12 protein-coding genes and 1 pseudogene are annotated in these 15,064 nt (G+C 74.5%); 2 read left to right on the plus strand and 11 right to left on the minus strand.

Annotated elements, in window-relative coordinates; translation table 11 throughout:
• Positions 1-90: 90 nt before the first annotated feature.
• The 6 genes from topA to D7I43_RS08860 form a co-directional block, all read right to left on the minus strand.
• On the minus strand, positions 91-2,916 hold the full coding sequence (gene topA, locus D7I43_RS08835; protein WP_120327929.1) for a type I DNA topoisomerase: 2,826 nt from the start codon (positions 2,914-2,916) through the stop codon (positions 91-93).
• A gap of 415 nt (positions 2,917-3,331) precedes the next feature.
• On the minus strand, positions 3,332-4,048 hold the full coding sequence (locus tag D7I43_RS08840; protein ID WP_120327930.1) for a hypothetical protein: 717 nt from the start codon (positions 4,046-4,048) through the stop codon (positions 3,332-3,334).
• Positions 4,039-4,581, minus strand: coding sequence for a hypothetical protein (locus D7I43_RS08845; RefSeq protein ID WP_120327931.1), 543 nt, complete (start codon positions 4,579-4,581; stop codon positions 4,039-4,041). Before D7I43_RS08845 ends, D7I43_RS08840 begins: the two co-directional genes overlap by 10 nt.
• A 102-nt stretch (positions 4,582-4,683) precedes the next feature.
• Positions 4,684-7,044 carry a sodium-translocating pyrophosphatase gene (locus tag D7I43_RS08850; protein ID WP_120327932.1) on the minus strand — a complete coding sequence of 787 codons (2,361 nt, stop codon included), beginning with the start codon at positions 7,042-7,044 and terminating at the stop codon, positions 4,684-4,686.
• 312 nt (positions 7,045-7,356) lie between these two features.
• A complete protein-coding gene (locus D7I43_RS08855; protein ID WP_120327933.1) occupies positions 7,357-7,794 on the minus strand; it encodes an ATP-binding protein in 438 nt (145 codons plus the stop codon).
• Positions 7,791-8,147, minus strand: coding sequence for an STAS domain-containing protein (locus D7I43_RS08860; protein WP_120327934.1), 357 nt, complete (start codon positions 8,145-8,147; stop codon positions 7,791-7,793). Before D7I43_RS08860 ends, D7I43_RS08855 begins: the two co-directional genes overlap by 4 nt.
• A 138-nt stretch (positions 8,148-8,285) precedes the next feature.
• Between D7I43_RS08860 and D7I43_RS08865 the strand changes: the two genes are divergently transcribed.
• Together D7I43_RS08865 and D7I43_RS08870 are read left to right on the plus strand one after the other, a co-directional pair.
• The gene (locus D7I43_RS08865; protein ID WP_120328070.1) at positions 8,286-10,727 is read left to right on the plus strand and encodes a DEAD/DEAH box helicase; all 2,442 of its coding nucleotides are present in this window, start codon (positions 8,286-8,288) and stop codon (positions 10,725-10,727) included.
• A gap of 210 nt (positions 10,728-10,937) precedes the next feature.
• Positions 10,938-11,516, plus strand: coding sequence for an LURP-one-related family protein (locus tag D7I43_RS08870; protein ID WP_120327935.1), 579 nt, complete (start codon positions 10,938-10,940; stop codon positions 11,514-11,516).
• Between the two features lie 481 nt (positions 11,517-11,997).
• On the opposite strand, the gene D7I43_RS08875 is transcribed toward D7I43_RS08870, so the two are convergent.
• The 5 genes and pseudogenes from D7I43_RS08875 to D7I43_RS08895 form a co-directional block, all read right to left on the minus strand.
• On the minus strand, positions 11,998-12,375 hold the full coding sequence (locus D7I43_RS08875) for an Rv3654c family TadE-like protein (RefSeq protein ID WP_120327936.1): 378 nt from the start codon (positions 12,373-12,375) through the stop codon (positions 11,998-12,000).
• Between the two features lie 155 nt (positions 12,376-12,530).
• Complete coding sequence (locus D7I43_RS08880) at positions 12,531-12,899, minus strand: TadE family type IV pilus minor pilin (RefSeq protein WP_120327937.1); 369 nt, start codon at positions 12,897-12,899, stop codon at positions 12,531-12,533.
• Positions 12,896-13,024, minus strand: a complete 129-nt coding sequence (locus D7I43_RS08885; RefSeq protein WP_208418639.1) for a DUF4244 domain-containing protein — start codon at positions 13,022-13,024, stop codon at positions 12,896-12,898. Before D7I43_RS08885 ends, D7I43_RS08880 begins: the two co-directional genes overlap by 4 nt.
• Before the next feature lie 65 nt (positions 13,025-13,089).
• Positions 13,090-13,689 carry a type II secretion system F family protein gene (locus tag D7I43_RS08890; protein ID WP_240032880.1) on the minus strand — a complete coding sequence of 200 codons (600 nt, stop codon included), beginning with the start codon at positions 13,687-13,689 and terminating at the stop codon, positions 13,090-13,092.
• Between the two features lie 278 nt (positions 13,690-13,967).
• Positions 13,968-14,777: pseudogene (locus D7I43_RS08895) on the minus strand (type II secretion system F family protein); the annotation flags it as partial.
• Between the last annotated feature and the right edge of the window lie 287 nt (positions 14,778-15,064).

Raw genomic sequence — 15,064 nt, forward strand, 5'->3', positions numbered from 1 at the left:
GGAGCGCGTGCCGGGCGGTGCGCGTCCCGGACAGCCCCGGCGGAGCGCGTCCTGGACGGTGCCGGGCGGTGCGCGCCCCGCCGTGGCGTCCTACTCGGTCGCGGTCGTGGCCTTCCGGGGCGCCGCCTTCTTGGCGGGCGCGGCCTTGGCCGTCGTGGCCTTCCGCGTCCCCGTCGACTTGGTCGCCGCCGCGGTCTTCTTCGCCGCCGTCGACTTCGCCGCGGTCTTCTTGGCCGGCGCCTTCTTGGCCGCCGCCTTCTTGCGCGGCGCCGGACCCTTGGCCCGCTTCTCGGCGAGCATCTCGGAGGCCTCCTCGATGGTCAGCGCCTCCGGGGTCTGGCCCCGCCGCAGCGACGCGTTGGTCTCCCCGTCGGTGACGTACGGGCCGAAGCGGCCGTCCTTGATGACCAGGGGCTTCTCCGTCAGCGGGTCGACGCCCAGCTCCCGCAGCGGCGGCGCGGCGGCCCGCCGCTGGCGGGTCTTCGGAGCGGCCAGCAGCGCCAGCGCCTCGTCCAGCGTGACGGTGAACATCTTCTCTTCCGAGTCCAGCGAGCGGAACTCGTCACCGCGCTTGACGTACGGGCCGTAGCGGCCGTTGTTGGCGACCACCTCGTTGCCCTCGGGATCGGTGCCGATCAGGCGGGGCAGGCTGAGCAGCTGCAACGCCTGGTCGAGGGTGAGCGTGTCGGGCGACTGCGAGCGCAGCAGCGAGGAGCGCCGCTCGCCGCTGGACACGTACGGGCCGAACCGGCCGGACTTGAGCAGGATCGGCTCGCCCGTGGCCGGGTCGTCGCCGAGCTTGCGCTCGCCGCCCCCGCCGAGGAACAGCTCGTGCACCTTCTCCGGGGTCAGCTCGTCCGGCGCCAGGCCCTCGGGGATCGGCGCGCGGTCGCCGTGGGCGCCGCCCTCCTCGCCCTCGGCCGGGGGCGCGGCCTCCTCGCCCGGCACCCGCCGTTCCAGGTACGGGCCGTACCGGCCGACCCGGACCACCACCTCCCGACCCTCGTCGTCGGTGAAGAGCGGGATCGAGTTGACGCTGCGCGCGTCGATCTCGCTGAGGTTCTCGGTGACCAGCTTCTTCAGGCCCCCGGCGTGGGCGATGGCCTGGTCGCCGGTGCCGTTCGTGCTGCCGAAGTAGAAGGAGGTGAGGAAGTCGACGGCCGCGTGGTCGCCGCCGGCGATCTCGTCCAGCTCGTTCTCCATGCTGGCCGTGAAGTCGTAGTCGATGAGGCGCGGGTAGTGCCGCTCCATCAGCCCGATCACGGCGAACGCCAGGAAGGACGGGATCATCGCCTGGCCGCGCTTGAAGACGTAGCCGCGGTCCTGGATGGTCTGCATGATCGACGCGTACGTCGACGGGCGGCCGATGCCCAGCTCCTCCAGCGCCTTGACCAGCGACGCCTCGGTGTAGCGGGCCGGCGGCTGGGTGTGGTGCCCCTGCGCGGCCAGCTCCTCGGCGGTCAGCGGCTGGTCCTTCACGAGCGTGGGCAGCCGCCGCTCGGCGTCCTCGGCCTCGGCGTTCTCGTCGTCGCTCGACTCGACGTACGCCCGCAGGAAGCCCGGGTCGGTGATCGTCTTGCCGGTGGCGCCGAAGTCGACCTCCTCGCCCGTGGAGGAGAGCGCACGGATGCGCACCGACACGCTGGAGCCCACCGCGTCGGTCATCTGCGAGGCGATGGTGCGCCGCCAGATCAGCTCGTAGAGCTTGAACTCCTCGGCCGACAGCTCCTTGGCCACGTCACCGGGGGTACGGAAGTTGTCCCCCGCCGGGCGGATCGCCTCGTGCGCCTCCTGCGCGTTCTTCACCTTGCCGGTGTAGCGGCGCGGCTCCGGCGGCACGCTGCGCTCGCCGTACAACTCGACGATCTGCCGGCGGGCCGCCGCGATGGCGGTCTCCGACAGGTTCACCGAGTCGGTACGCATGTAGGTGATGTAGCCGTTCTCGTAGAGCCGCTGCGCGGTGCGCATCGTCTGCTGCGACGAGAACCGCAGCTTGCGGGCCGCCTCCTGCTGGAGCGTGGAGGTGATGAACGGCGCGTACGGGCGACGGCGGTAGGGCTTCTCCTCGACGCGCGTGACGGTGAAGGGACGGCCGTCCAGGCGGGCGGCCAGCCCCCGGGCGCCGCTCTCGTCCAGGTGCACCACCCCGGCGCCGGGCCGCACCCGGCCGGTGGTCGGCTCGAAGTCCTTGCCGGTGGCGATCCGGTCGCCGTTCAGGGCGATCAGGGTCGCGTTGAAGGTACGCGGGCCCTCGCCGGCGTTCTGGACGGCCAGCGTGGCGAGGATGTCCCAGTACTCGGCGGTGCGGAAGGCCATCCGCTGGCGCTCCCGCTCGACGACGATCCGGGTCGCCACCGACTGCACCCGGCCCGCCGACAGCTTCGGCATGACCTTCTTCCACAGCACCGGGGAGACCTCGTAGCCGTACAGCCGGTCGAGGATGCGCCGTGCCTCCTGCGCGTCGACCAGGTCGCGGTCGATCTCGCGCGGGTTGGCCACGGCCGCCTGGATGGCCGGCTTGGTGATCTCGTGGAAGACCATCCGCTTGACCGGCACCTTGGGCTTGAGCGTCTCCACGAGGTGCCAGGCGATGGCCTCGCCCTCGCGGTCCTCGTCCGTCGCCAGGAGGATCTCGTCGACCTCCTTGGCGAGCTTGCTCAGCTTGCTGATCTGCTGCTTCCGGTCCGGAGAGACCACGTAGAGGGCGTGGAAGCCGTTGTCGACGTCCACCCCGAGCCGCGCCCACGGCTCACCCTTGTACTTGGCCGGTACGTCGGCGGCGTTGCGCGGAAGGTCCCGGACGTGGCCGAAGCTCGCCTCCACGACGTACCCCGGGCCCAGGTAGCCCGAGATCGTCTTGGCCTTCGCCGGTGACTCGACGATGACCAGACGGGTGGTTCCCGCGTTGCTCGGCACGTCTCTCCCTGACCTCACTCCTGCTCGTGACCGCTCGGTACCCGTTTCCGGCCGTGTTCGACCCGCCCGGACCCCGGCGGCCCGGATGTCCAACGTAACGCGCCGTCCGCGTTTCGGGTTTCGCGGGCGGCAAACCGCCCCGGCAGGGGTGGATCTGCCGGACGGCGCCACCGTACACCGTGGGTAGGCCCCCGAGCGGGCCACTGTGATGATGGCGGACCCTCGGCCGAGGTCCCGACTGCCCGTTTTCCGCCGGTATCGTCCCGGTCGTTGTCCGCGACCGGACAGCAGGTTCCCCGGTCACCGCCAGGGCTGCCGTCGGTGTCGGGCCCGCCTGCCGCGCCGGTCGGGTCGTCACGGCCAGGCCGGCGGCCCGGCGGGCGCGTCACGGCCAGGCCGGCGGCGGCCGGGCGCGTCACGGCCAGGCCGGCGGTGGCGCGGCGGCCGGGCGGTCGCCCACCAGCTCGGCGAGCCGGCGCAACCGGCGGCGCCCGGTGATCCGGTACGCCGGCCCGCCGGCGTCCGGGCCGACGAGGTCACCGGCGAGTCCGACCGCGGCCAGCGCCCGGCCGACCGGCTCCCAGCAGTGGTGATCGGCGGCACCCAGCCGCAGCAGGAACCCGGGCGGCTCGGCGACCCCGGCGGCGGCCAGCCAGAGCCGCAGCCGCCGGCCGGTGAGGTGGAAGCCGGCCGGCGGCCGCTTGGCCACCCCGTCCAGCCAGGCCACCGCGAGGGGCTTCAACGTCCGGGTGTACGACGTGCGCACCGCGTGCCGCTCGTCGTCGGTGGGCTCCCAGGTCGCCGACAGCCCCCGCTGACCCAGCTCGGACACGAGGACGTGCACCCGCCAGGCGGCGTCCACCACGACCGAGAGCCGCGCCGTGCCGCCCATGCGGACCACCTCGGCGGGGCCGGCGAGCAGCCCCGCGAGATCGGCCACGGACGGGTCGGCCGTCTCGGCGCCGAAGAAGACGAGTTGCCGTCCGGCCTCCTCCGGCCCCTCCGCGCGGACGGCGGCGGCCGGTCCCCGGGCGGATCGCGTCACGACGTCCGGCGGGGCGGTGTCGGGCACCGGGAAGAGCGCCGGGAGCGGGTCCGCCCCCGACGGTCCGTCGAGCCCGTTCAATGGCACTCCGGCACCTCGTCGAAGGCCCGTTTCAGCTCCTCCGAGTTGAGCCGGCTCGTGTCCAGCCCGCTGGCGTCGTACTCCTTGTTCAGCGCCTCCACGGCGGCCCGGACACCGTCGTAGAACTCGGTGGGCTCGCCGGTGTCCAGCCCGTCGATGGCGTCACCCGCGCGACCGTACGCGTCGCGCATCTTCGCCAGCGTGCTGCGGAAACCCGCCGAGATCTCCTCGCCGTGCTCGGTCTCCGGCACTCCGGCCTCCTCGACCTTGCGCCGGGCCGTCTCGCTGGCCTGCTCGGCGCCCTCGAAGAGACGCACCAGGTTCTCCTTGGCCTGCGCGGGAGTGGTCTGCGCGGTCATCTGCTGGTCGGTGCTGCTGGTCAGCCTGCTGATCTCCGACCGCCACGGTGCGAGCGCCGAGCAGACCGAGGCCGCCCAGGCACGGGGACTGGGCCCGCCGCCACAGCCGGCGACGACCAGGGTGAGCGTGGCCAGGACCACCGTGAGCTTTCCGACGGCAGTCGCCCGGCACGTACGCATGCGTTGCAGCGTACGACCTTCACCGGACGCCGGCACCGCTCAGGTTTGCGCGGAGGCCCCGGCCGGCGACGGACGCCAGCCGGGGCCCCGGTGCGGTACGGGTCAGGCCGGAACGGTCTCCGGCCGCTGGTCGGCGCTGCCCGAGCCGGTGCCGTCGCCGGCGTCCGAGTCGGACATCGCTACGCCCTTGCGCTTGCTGAACACCACGGCCGCGACGACGACCAGCGCGGCCACCACCGCGATGGTGACCCGCAGGCCGGTGTTCTTGTCGGTGCCCACGCTCCACGCCACCACGGCCGGCGCGATCAGCAGCGAGACCAGGTTCATCACCTTGATCAGCGGGTTGATCGCCGGGCCGGCGGTGTCCTTGAACGGGTCGCCGACGGTGTCGCCGATGACGGTCGCGGCGTGCGACTCGGAGCCCTTGCCGCCGTACGCGCCGTCCTCGACCAGCTTCTTGGCGTTGTCCCAGGCGCCACCGGAGTTGGCGAGGAACACGGCCATCAGGGTGCCGGCCCCGATCGCGCCGGCCAGGTACGCGGCGAGCGCGCCCGGGCCGAGGCCGAAGCCGACCGCGATCGGCGCCATGATGGCCAGCAGGCCGGGGGTCATCAGCTCGCGCTGCGCGTCCCGGGTGCAGATGTCCACGACCTTGCCGTACTCGGGCCGCTGGGTGCGGTCCATGATGCCGGGCAGCTCGCGGAACTGCCGCCGGACCTCCATCACCACGGCGCCCGCCGAACGGGAGACCGCGTTGATCGCGAGCCCGGAGAAGAGGAAGACCACCGCCGCGCCGACGATCAGGCCGACGAGGTTCCGCGGGTTGGCCACGTTGAGCGAGTTCAGGATCTCGGTGCCGACGTCGCCGACGCCCGCGTCCGCGTACGCCGTGCGCAGCGTGTCGGTGTACGACCCGAACAGCGCCGTCGCGGCGAGGACCGCCGTGGCGATCGCGATGCCCTTGGTGATCGCCTTGGTGGTGTTGCCCACCGCGTCCAGCTCGGTGAGCGTGCGCGCGCCGTGCTCGTCGATGTCGCCGGACATCTCCGCCACGCCCTGGGCGTTGTCGGAGATCGGGCCGAACGTGTCCATGGCGACGATCACGCCGACCGTGGTGAGCAGACCCGTGCCGGCCAGCGCGACCGCGAAGAGCGAGAGCGTGATGGAGCTGCCGCCCAGCAGGAACGCGCCGAACACGCCGGCGCCGATCAGCAGCGCCGAGTAGACGGCCGACTCGAGACCGACGCTGATGCCGGCGAGGATGACCGTGGCCGGACCGGTCTGCGAGCTCTTCCCGATGTCCTGCACCGGGCGCCGGTTGGTCTCGGTGAAGTAGCCGGTCAGCGCCTGGATCGCGGCGGCCAGCACGATGCCGATGACCACGGCGCCGATCGCCACCACGCGCGGGTTCTCGCTGACGCCCATCAGCCCGCCCTCCAGCTCGGCGAAGCTCGCCGGCAGGTACGCGTACGTGGCGATGGCCACCAGCACCGCGGAGACCAGCGCCGAGGCGTAGAAGGCTCGGTTGATGGCGGTCAGGCCGGAACGGTCGCTGGCCCGCAGCCGGGTGATGAAGACGCCGAGGATCGCGATGACCGCGCCGATGCCGGAGACGATCAGCGGGAAGACGAGGCCCTCCTCGCCGAACGCGGCCCGGCCGAGGATCAGCGCGGCGACCAGGGTCACGGCGTACGACTCGAAGAGGTCGGCCGCCATGCCGGCGCAGTCACCGACGTTGTCGCCCACGTTGTCGGCGATGGTGGCGGCGTTGCGGGGGTCGTCCTCGGGGATGCCCTGCTCGACCTTGCCGACCAGGTCGGCGCCGACGTCGGCCGCCTTGGTGAAGATGCCGCCGCCGACCCGCATGAACATGGCCAGCAGCGCGGCGCCGAAGCCGAAGCCCTCCAGCACGGTCGGGGCGTCGCCGCGGAACATCAGCACGACCAGCGCCGCGCCGAAGAGGCCGAGGCCGACGGTGAGGAAGCCGACCACGCCGCCCGTACGGAAGGCGATCTTCATGGCCGACTCCCGGCCACCCTCCCGCTCGCGGGCGGCGGCCGCCACCCGCAGGTTGGCCCGGGTCGCCAGCCACATGCCGGCGCCGCCGATGAACGCGCTGAACAGCGCGCCCACCACGAAGAACGCCGACCGGCCGATCTTCACGGCGGTCTCGCTGCCGTCGGTGTCGTGCACCGGGAGCAGGAAGAGCAGTACCACGGCGATGACGACGAAGATCGCCAGGGTGCGGAACTGCCGGAGCAGGTAGGCCGAGGCGCCCTCCTGGACGGCCCCGGAGATCTCCTGCATGTTGGTGGTGCCCTTGCCGGCCGCCAGGACCGCCCTGGTCAGGGCGGCGGCGAAGACGAGCGCCACCAGCGCGATCACCGCGGCGATGACGACGTACGTGACATTGGCTCCGGTAAGGGAAAGCCCGCCGCCCTCGGCGGCCAAGGTCTCGGACATCTGTGTCCTCCTGTACCGAACACGCCCCGGCCGGTGGAGACGCACCGGCCGGCGCCTGGATGCGGACTCGCAAGCGCCCGCCGAGCCCACCCCAGCGGACCAGCGATGAACACCGTCCCCGCTGGCTGCGGGATGGATCACTTGCTGACAACCCGGGTACTGTAGCCCTCCGCAGTGTCCGAGGTCACACCGAGGGTGCACCCCACCTCGATGATCTTCGTCGCTGTGTTATGAGGGAAAATCTGATATAGGAACGGGTCCATGCCAAAAGGCCGCGTTCCAGCGGGAACGCGGCCTGTGTGGATCCAGGAGTCAGCGGCCGACCGGCCAGACCATCCGCACCTCGGTGCCGATGCCCTCGTCGACGGGGCGGACCTGGAGGTCCTCCACGAACCCGGCGAGGAGCGCGAAGCCCACCCCGGTGGTGAGCGCCTCGTCCGTGAGCGACTCGTTGGCCAGCTCGTCGGGGGGAAGGGCGGCGAGGCCGACGCTCGCCTCGACGGGGGCCCGGTCGACGACCCGGACGGTGTACTGGCCCGCGTCGGACATCTCCACGAGCACCGGGTCGGACAACCCGTACTGGCGGTGCAGGGCGACGGCCCGGGTGCACGCCTCGCCGATCGCCAGGCGTACCTCGTCGAGCAGGTCCTCGCGGACCCCGGCCCGCCGGGCGACCGCGACGCCGACCAGGCGCGCGGTACGCACGTGCACCGGCGCCGGGGAGAAGGAGAGCTTGACCGTCGCCATCACGCGCCGGCACCGGCCGGGTCCGCGCCGACCGCCGCGTCGACCGTGGGATGCAGCGGGAACACCTGGTCGAGCGCGGTGATCCGGAAGATCTTGAGCAGTGGCTCCTTGTCGCAGACCAGGGCGAACGAGCCGCCCGCCGAGCGCAGCCGCTTCAACGCGCCGACCAGCACACCGAGCCCGGTCGAGTCGAGGAAGTCGACCCGGCCGAGATCCACCACCACGTGCCGGGCGCCACCGTCGATCAGTTCGAGGAGCCGCTCGCGCAACCGGGGTGCGGTGTAGACGTCCACCTCACCGCCGACCTCGAGCACCGTGTGCTCCCCCACGGCGCGGGTCGCCAGCGACAGCTCCATCGGTCCTCCTCGCAAGAGCCGTAAACTCTCCTCGGCATCTAACCACTACCGCCGAACGACGCAGTGGTCACCGGCGCAGCCCCCCATACCCCGGGCCCCGGCTTTTCATCTCCGAACACCAGTGCGAGAGTGCAGTACGTGACTTACGACGGCCCCGGACCGGCGCGCCTGGCGCCGCGCCACGACCTGGAACCGTCGTCCGCCGCCACCGTATCCGCCGGCGCCGCTCCCGCCCACCTGCCGGCCGGCCCCGGGCACTCGCCCGCCGACCTGCTGGCCCGGCTGCGCGCCCGCGCCGACGCCGACCCGGTCACCCACGTCGAGCGGGTGCCCGCCCGGGCGGGGCTGCCGGTGCCGTGGCCGGAATGGGTCCCCGAGGAGCTGCGCGCGGCGTTCGCCCGGCGCGGGGTGGTCGCGCCGTGGCGGCACCAGGCCGAGGCGGCCAGCCTGGCGTACGACGGCCAGCACGTGGTGGTGGCCACCGGCACCGCGTCCGGCAAGTCCCTCGCGTACCAGCTGCCCGCGCTCGCGACCCTGCTCGCCGACCCGCGGGCCACCGTGCTCTACGTGGCGCCCACGAAGGCGCTCGCCGCCGACCAGTTGCGCGCCGTCGCCGAGCTGGAGCTGGAGGGCGTACGCCCCGCCTGCTACGACGGGGACACCCCGCGCGCCGAGCGGGAGTGGATCCGTCGGCACTCCCGGTTCGTGCTGACCAACCCGGACATGCTGCACCACGGCATCCTGCCCGGGCACGCCCAGTGGTCGGGCTTCCTGCGCCGGCTCGCGTACGTGGTGGTCGATGAGTGCCACACCTACCGGGGCGTGTTCGGCTCGCACGTCGCCCACGTGCTGCGCCGGCTCCGCAGACTCAGCGGATCCGCGGGCCGCGCCTCCTCGCCCGCCGGCTCGCGCGACACACCCGTCTTCGTGCTGGCCTCCGCCACCTCGGGCGACCCGGCCACGTCGGCCGGACGGCTCACCGGGCTGCCGGTGGCCGCCGTGACCGAGGACACCTCCCCCCGGGGTGGTGTCACCTTCGCGCTGTGGGAGCCGCCGCTGCTCCCCTCGGCCGACACCTCGGCCGAGACCGCCGACCTCGCGCCGGTCCGCCGGTCCGCGCTGCGGGAGACCTCGGACCTGCTCGCCGACACGGTCGCCGCGGGCGTACGCACGCTCGCGTTCGTCCGGTCCCGCAAGGGCGCCGAGGTGGTGGCCGCGAACGCCCGGCGCGCGCTGGACGAGGCGGTGCCCGGGCTCGGCGACCGGGTGGCCGCCTACCGCGCCGGCTACCTGCGTGAGGAGCGGCGCGAGCTGGAACGGGCGCTGCTGGACGGGGACCTGCTCGGGCTGGCCTCGACCAACGCACTGGAGCTGGGCGTCGACCTGGTGGGGCTGGACGCGGTGCTGATCTGCGGCTACCCCGGCACCCGGGCCTCGCTGTGGCAGCAGGCCGGCCGGGCGGGCCGCTCCGGGCAGGAGGCGCTGGCCGTCCTGGTGGCCCGGGACGACCCGCTCGACACCTACCTCGTGCACCATCCCGAGGCGGTCTTCGGGCGGCCGGTCGAGGCCACCGTGCTCGACCCGGCCAACCCGTACGTCCTCGCGCCCCAACTGGCGTGCGCCGCGGCCGAGGCGCCGCTCACCCCCGCCGACCTGGCGCTCTTCGGCGACGGGGCGAAGGAGGCCGTCGACGACCTGGTGGCGGCCGGCGCGCTGCGGCGACGGCCCACCGGCTGGTACTGGCGGCACCGGGAACGGCCCGAGGTGGACCTGCGGGGCGAGGGCGGCGCGCCGGTGTGCGTGGTGGAGGCGTCCACCGGCCGGCTGCTCGGCACGGTCGACGGTGGCTCGTCGCACTTCCTGCTCCACCCCGGCGCCGTCTACCTGCACCAGGGTGTGTCGTACGTGGTGGACGAGCTGGACCTGGCCGACGGGTGCGCGCTGGTGCACGCCGAGGAGCCGGACTGGACCACGCACGCCCGGGACGTCACCGACGTCTCCGTGGTGTCGGTGCGCTCGTACGTCGACGCCGGGCCGGTCGGGATGTTCCTCGGCGAGGTGGACGTCACGAGCCAGGTGGTCTCCTACCAGCGGCGGCGGATCGCGTCCGGCGAGGTGATCGACACCCGCCCGCTGGACCTGCCGGCCCGGGAACTGCGCACGGTCGCCGTCTGGTTCACCCTGTCGCCGGAGTCGCTGGCGGCGGCCGGTGTCGAGCCGGCCGACGTGCCGGGGGCGCTGCACGCCGCCGAGCACGCGGCGATCGGGCTGCTGCCGCTGATCGCCACCTGCGACCGCTGGGACATCGGCGGGCTCTCCACCGCCGTGCACCCGGACACCGAGGCGCCGACCGTGTTCGTCTACGACGGACACCCGGGCGGGGCGGGCTTCGCCGAGCGCGCGTACGGCACGGCGGCCACCTGGCTGCGGGCGACCCGGGACGCGATCGCCGAGTGCGCGTGCGAGGCCGGCTGCCCGTCCTGCGTGCAGTCGCCGAAGTGCGGCAACGGCAACAACCCGCTGTCGAAGGCGGACGCGATCCGGGTGCTGGACGTGGTGCTGGCCAACCTGCCGTCCTGACCGCCCGCGCCCCGTGCGCGGCTGCCCTCTGGCGCCCTGTGTTCCTGGCGCTGGTGTCTGCGCGGGGCTCGCGGGCCCTGGTACGAACACGTCGCTCCCGGGCGCTTGATGTCATCGCCGTCCACAAGGGGGCGGATCGGGTGAACGGGTGGGCAGGCGGGGACGAGCGTGATGTGCAACACTCCGGCGACGTTTACGGAGGAGAACACGATGCAGCTCGACATGTTGCAGTCCCAGCAGCGGTTCCACATCCGCCAGCGGGTGCGGCTGATGGTCAACCAGTACGAGGTCCACGCGGTGGCGCCCGACGGCACCGAGGGTGAACTGCTGGCCTTCGCGCAGCAGAAGCGCCTCGCCTTCAAGGAGCAGGTGACCCTCTACACCGACGACACCAAGCAGCAGCCGGTCCTCGGCTTCCGGGCCCGTCAGGTCCTCGACCTCGGCGCCACGTACGACGTGACCGACGCCGCCGGCAACCCGATCGGCCTGTTCCGCAAGGACTTCGCCCAGTCCCTGCTCCGTTCCACCTGGCACGTCGAGCAGGCCGGCCTGCCGCAGATCACCGGTCAGGAGCGCAGCCTGCCCGTGGCGTTGCTGCGGCGGTTCGTCGACTCGCTCTCCTGGCTGCCGTACCACTTCGACTTCACCGCCGGCGGCCAGCCCGTCTTCTCGGTGGTGAAGAAGTGGGGCCTGCGCGACCGGTACGTCGTCGAGATCCAGCACCCGCAGATCGACCGCCGGCTCGTCATCGCGATGGCCGTGGCGCTGGACGCCCTCCAGGCCCGCTGAGCCGCCGGCCGGGACGCCGACGACGATCCGGCGTCCCGGCCCGCGTCCGCCCGTTGCGCGGGCACCCGGCCTCGGTCAGCGCCGGGCTGGTGGCGTCGGCTCACCGGCCGCGCCGGGGTCACCGGCGGTGCCGACGGCCGGTGCGCCCGCCGCGCGAAGGATTGGCCGGCAGCGCCCAGCGGGTCAGAACGGCCGGTACTGCCCGGCCGGCCGGAATGGGCTGTACTGCCCGGCCGGTCGGGATGGCCGGTGCTGGCCCGGTGGGTCGAAGCGGCGACCAGCACCCACGGCCGGTCGTGCGGGGACGGGGCCTGGGCACGGCGGTGGTGGCGGCGCGGAGCGGCCATCCGCAGGTCCGAACGCCCTCCGGCCGACCGCTCGGAGCGGCCACACTGCCCGGCGGGCCGGGCGCGGGTGGGGACCCGACGGTGCCGGGCGGCGGCGTGGCGTCGGCAGTTGACCGTGGGCGACCGTCCCGGCTTCAGCCGCGCACCGGGCCCGCCCGGGCGGTGGCCGTCGCGACACGGGTCAGGCCCGGGAGCGGGCTGACCGCGACCTCGGCGGTGACCACCACGTCGAGCCCGTCGAGCCGGCACGCCACCAGCCGCCCTCCGTTGCGCGCCGCGAGGTCGGTCGCCGTCGCGCAGGCGACCGGTTCACCATCGAGCGTCCTCGCCGCGCCGGCTAGTGCGCCGAGGTCCGCGGCCACCGCCGCCTGCTGCCGCGCCATCCGGGCGGCGCCGACCGTCGCGCCGAACACCCCGACCACCACGAACACCAACCCGACGGCGAGCAGGCACACGGTGGCGCCGCCCCGGTCGGGACCGTCCCGGACGGTCGGCGCCGACCGCAACGCCATGGGCTCGTGGCGCCCCCTGCGTGCGGCCACCTCGCCCGGCATTACACCGGCCCACCGCCAGGGTCGGCGCCCGTGTCCGACCACGTCACCCGGCTCCACGGCGACGCGCCGGCACAGCGAACCGCTCACGACGGCTCGCCGGCACCGCAGACCGCTCACGACGGCTCGCCGGGGACGCCGGGCTCGACGGCGGCGACCGCCGTGGCCACCACGGTGATCCGGGGAAGCCGGGTGCCGAGCGCCCGGACGGGCGCCCGTACCGTCACCTGCACCCGCTCGCCGCCCACGGCGACGGTGACGTCGGCGCCCGGCGGGGCGGCGCGGGCTCCGGCGGACGGACCGTCCTCGCCCCGGGAGGCCGCCAACGCCGCCTCCCGCGCCGCGTGCAGGCAGGCCGCCCGGGTGCTGACGGCGTCGACCGCGGTCAGTCCGGCGAGCAGGAGCAGCAGCAGCGCCGGCAGGCCGGCCGCCAGCTCGGCCGTGAACGAGCCGCGGTCGCGGCCGGCCAGCCGGCGCCTGATCACTTGAGCGCCCGGTCGATGACGGCGGTCAGCGCGGACTGGACGTTCCCGGACGTCAGCACCTTCAGCAGGATGCCCGCGAAGGCGACCGCCGCGAGCGTGCCGACGGCGTACTCGGCCGTGTTCATCCCGGCGTCCCCGCGCAGGCGGGCGAGCAGTTTGCGCACGTCACGTACCCCTTTCTCGATGGGTGTCACAGCACGTCGCCGAGGACGGCGACGATCACCGGCACGAGGCCGGCGAGAATGAAGGCCGGCAGGAAGCAGAGCCCCAGCGGCAGGACGATGAGGACGCCAGCCCGGCGGGCCGACGCCTCGGCCGCGGTGGCCCGGTCCGCCCGCAGGTCGTCGGCGAGCCTGGTGAACGCACCGGCCAGTGCGGCACCGCTGTTCGACGACCGGTACGCGGCCGAGGCCAGCCGCTCCGCCCCCGGTACGCCGTCGAGCGCCGACCACGCCTCCTCCGGGCCGCCACCGAGTTGCAGCGTGCGGCCGACCCGCCCGAGCCGGACGGCGAGCGGGCCGTCGAGCGCCTCGGCGACGGCCAGCACGGAGCGGTCCACCGGTGCGCCCGCCCGCATGGCCGCGGCCAGCAGGTCGGCGGCGAGCGGCAGGTCGGCCGCCTCCTGGAGCCGCCGGGCGCGGACCGCGGGCGACTCGATCCGCCGGAGCAGCCGGTCGAGCAGCACCGCACCGGGCACCGCGCCGAGCAGGCCGAGCCAGCCGCCCACGATCACGGCCACCGCAAGCCCGCCCAGCGCCGCGGCGAGTCGGATCCGGTCCGGCCGCCACAGGGACGTCCCCCGGCCGGCCGAGACGTCGTCGCCCCACGGGTGGCCGTCGCCCGCAGGGACCGCCGCGCTGGACAGCGGGCCGGCCGCAGCGGCCGTGGTACCGGCGGATGCCGCACCGCCGGATCGCCCCGGACCGCCGCCACCGAACCCGCCACGGGACGTGCCGCGCCCGCTGCCGTCCCCCAGGGCGCGCAGGCGGCGCAGCGGGCGCCGCCCCGTCGCGCCGACCACGAGTGCCGCCGCCACCAGACAGCCCGCGGCCAGCGTCGCCCGCGACATCAGGCGGCCCGCCCCGGCGCACCGAGCCGTTCGGCCCAGAACAGCCCTGCCGCCTGGAGGGCGACCGCCAGCACCGTGCACACCGCGCCGACCGGGGTGTGCAGGAGCACCTGCACCGGGTCCACTCCGATGCCGTAGCCGAGCCCGATGCCGCCCAGCGGCAGGGCAGCCAGCAGCCAGGCGGTGGCTCGCGCGCCGGCCGCCTGGGCCGCCGCGGCGGCGAGCCCACGATCGGTCGACCGGGCATCGGCCTCGATCCGCTCCAGGAGATCGGCGAGGGGTGCGCCGGTGCGGTCGGCGAGGCGTACGGCGGCCGACGCGAGCCGGTCGAGCCGGTCGGATGTGCCGTTTTCCTGCGGCTCGGTCATCGCGCCGCCCGGTCCCGTCGGTGGCGCGTCCGCCCCGGCCGACGTTCTCAGGGGCGCCGGTCCGGGTGACGTCATGAGGTCGGTCAGCATGGTCGCCGGCAACCCCGCGCGCAGATCAGCGGCGAGGCCGCACAGGCCGTCCAGCCGCTGCCGCCGGGTCTGCTCGGCCCGCCGGGTCGTCTGCCAACCGATCGCCGCGCGGACGCCGATCGCGCCGTACGCCGCGAGAGCGACGGCGGCGACCGGCCCGGCGAGCAGGCCGCCTGCCCCGGCGCCGGCCAGAGCCGCGAGGATCAGGGCACGTCGCGGTGCACGGACCACGAGGTTCGCCCACCGGGTGCGGGCTCCTGCCTGGGGCGCGGCGAGAGGCCATCGGCGGCCGACGGCCGCACCGGCCGACGGCATACCGCCCAGCCCCGCCGGACCCCGACCGTCCCGGCGCCCCGGTGGTCGGGCCGCACCGGAGGGACGACCGGGCCCCGGCCGGCGGTGAGACGGGTACGGCGTCCCCGGCCGGGTGACGTGTGCGGCTCGGGAACCGGTGCCTCCGTCGGGGACGGCCGCCCGGGGATCCGGGATGGACACCGCTCGACCCGGAGGCGCTGCCAGCGGCGGTGCGGCCGCCGGCGCCGGGAGTGCGCTCCCCGGGGCCGGCGGCGTTCCGGCCGGCGCGGTCGTGACTCGTGTCGAGTGGACCTCGGTCCGCTCGCTCACCGCCGGTGCCCCGA

Source organism: Micromonospora globbae (assembly GCF_003610785.1).
Classification (GTDB): domain Bacteria; phylum Actinomycetota; class Actinomycetes; order Mycobacteriales; family Micromonosporaceae; genus Micromonospora; species Micromonospora globbae.

Bases quoted from the DNA above. Each gene is read 5' to 3' on its own strand.
- D7I43_RS08845 (WP_120327931.1), bottom strand. From the start codon at position 4,581: ATGCGTACGTGCCGGGCGACTGCCGTCGGAAAGCTCACGGTGGTCCTG.
- D7I43_RS08850 (WP_120327932.1), bottom strand. From the start codon at position 7,044: ATGTCCGAGACCTTGGCCGCCGAGGGCGGCGGGCTTTCCCTTACCGGA.
- D7I43_RS08860 (WP_120327934.1), bottom strand. From the start codon at position 8,147: ATGGAGCTGTCGCTGGCGACCCGCGCCGTGGGGGAGCACACGGTGCTC.
- D7I43_RS08870 (WP_120327935.1), top strand. From the start codon at position 10,938: ATGCAGCTCGACATGTTGCAGTCCCAGCAGCGGTTCCACATCCGCCAG.
- D7I43_RS08875 (WP_120327936.1), bottom strand. From the start codon at position 12,375: ATGGCGTTGCGGTCGGCGCCGACCGTCCGGGACGGTCCCGACCGGGGC.
- D7I43_RS08885 (WP_208418639.1), bottom strand. From the start codon at position 13,024: ATGAACACGGCCGAGTACGCCGTCGGCACGCTCGCGGCGGTCGCCTTC.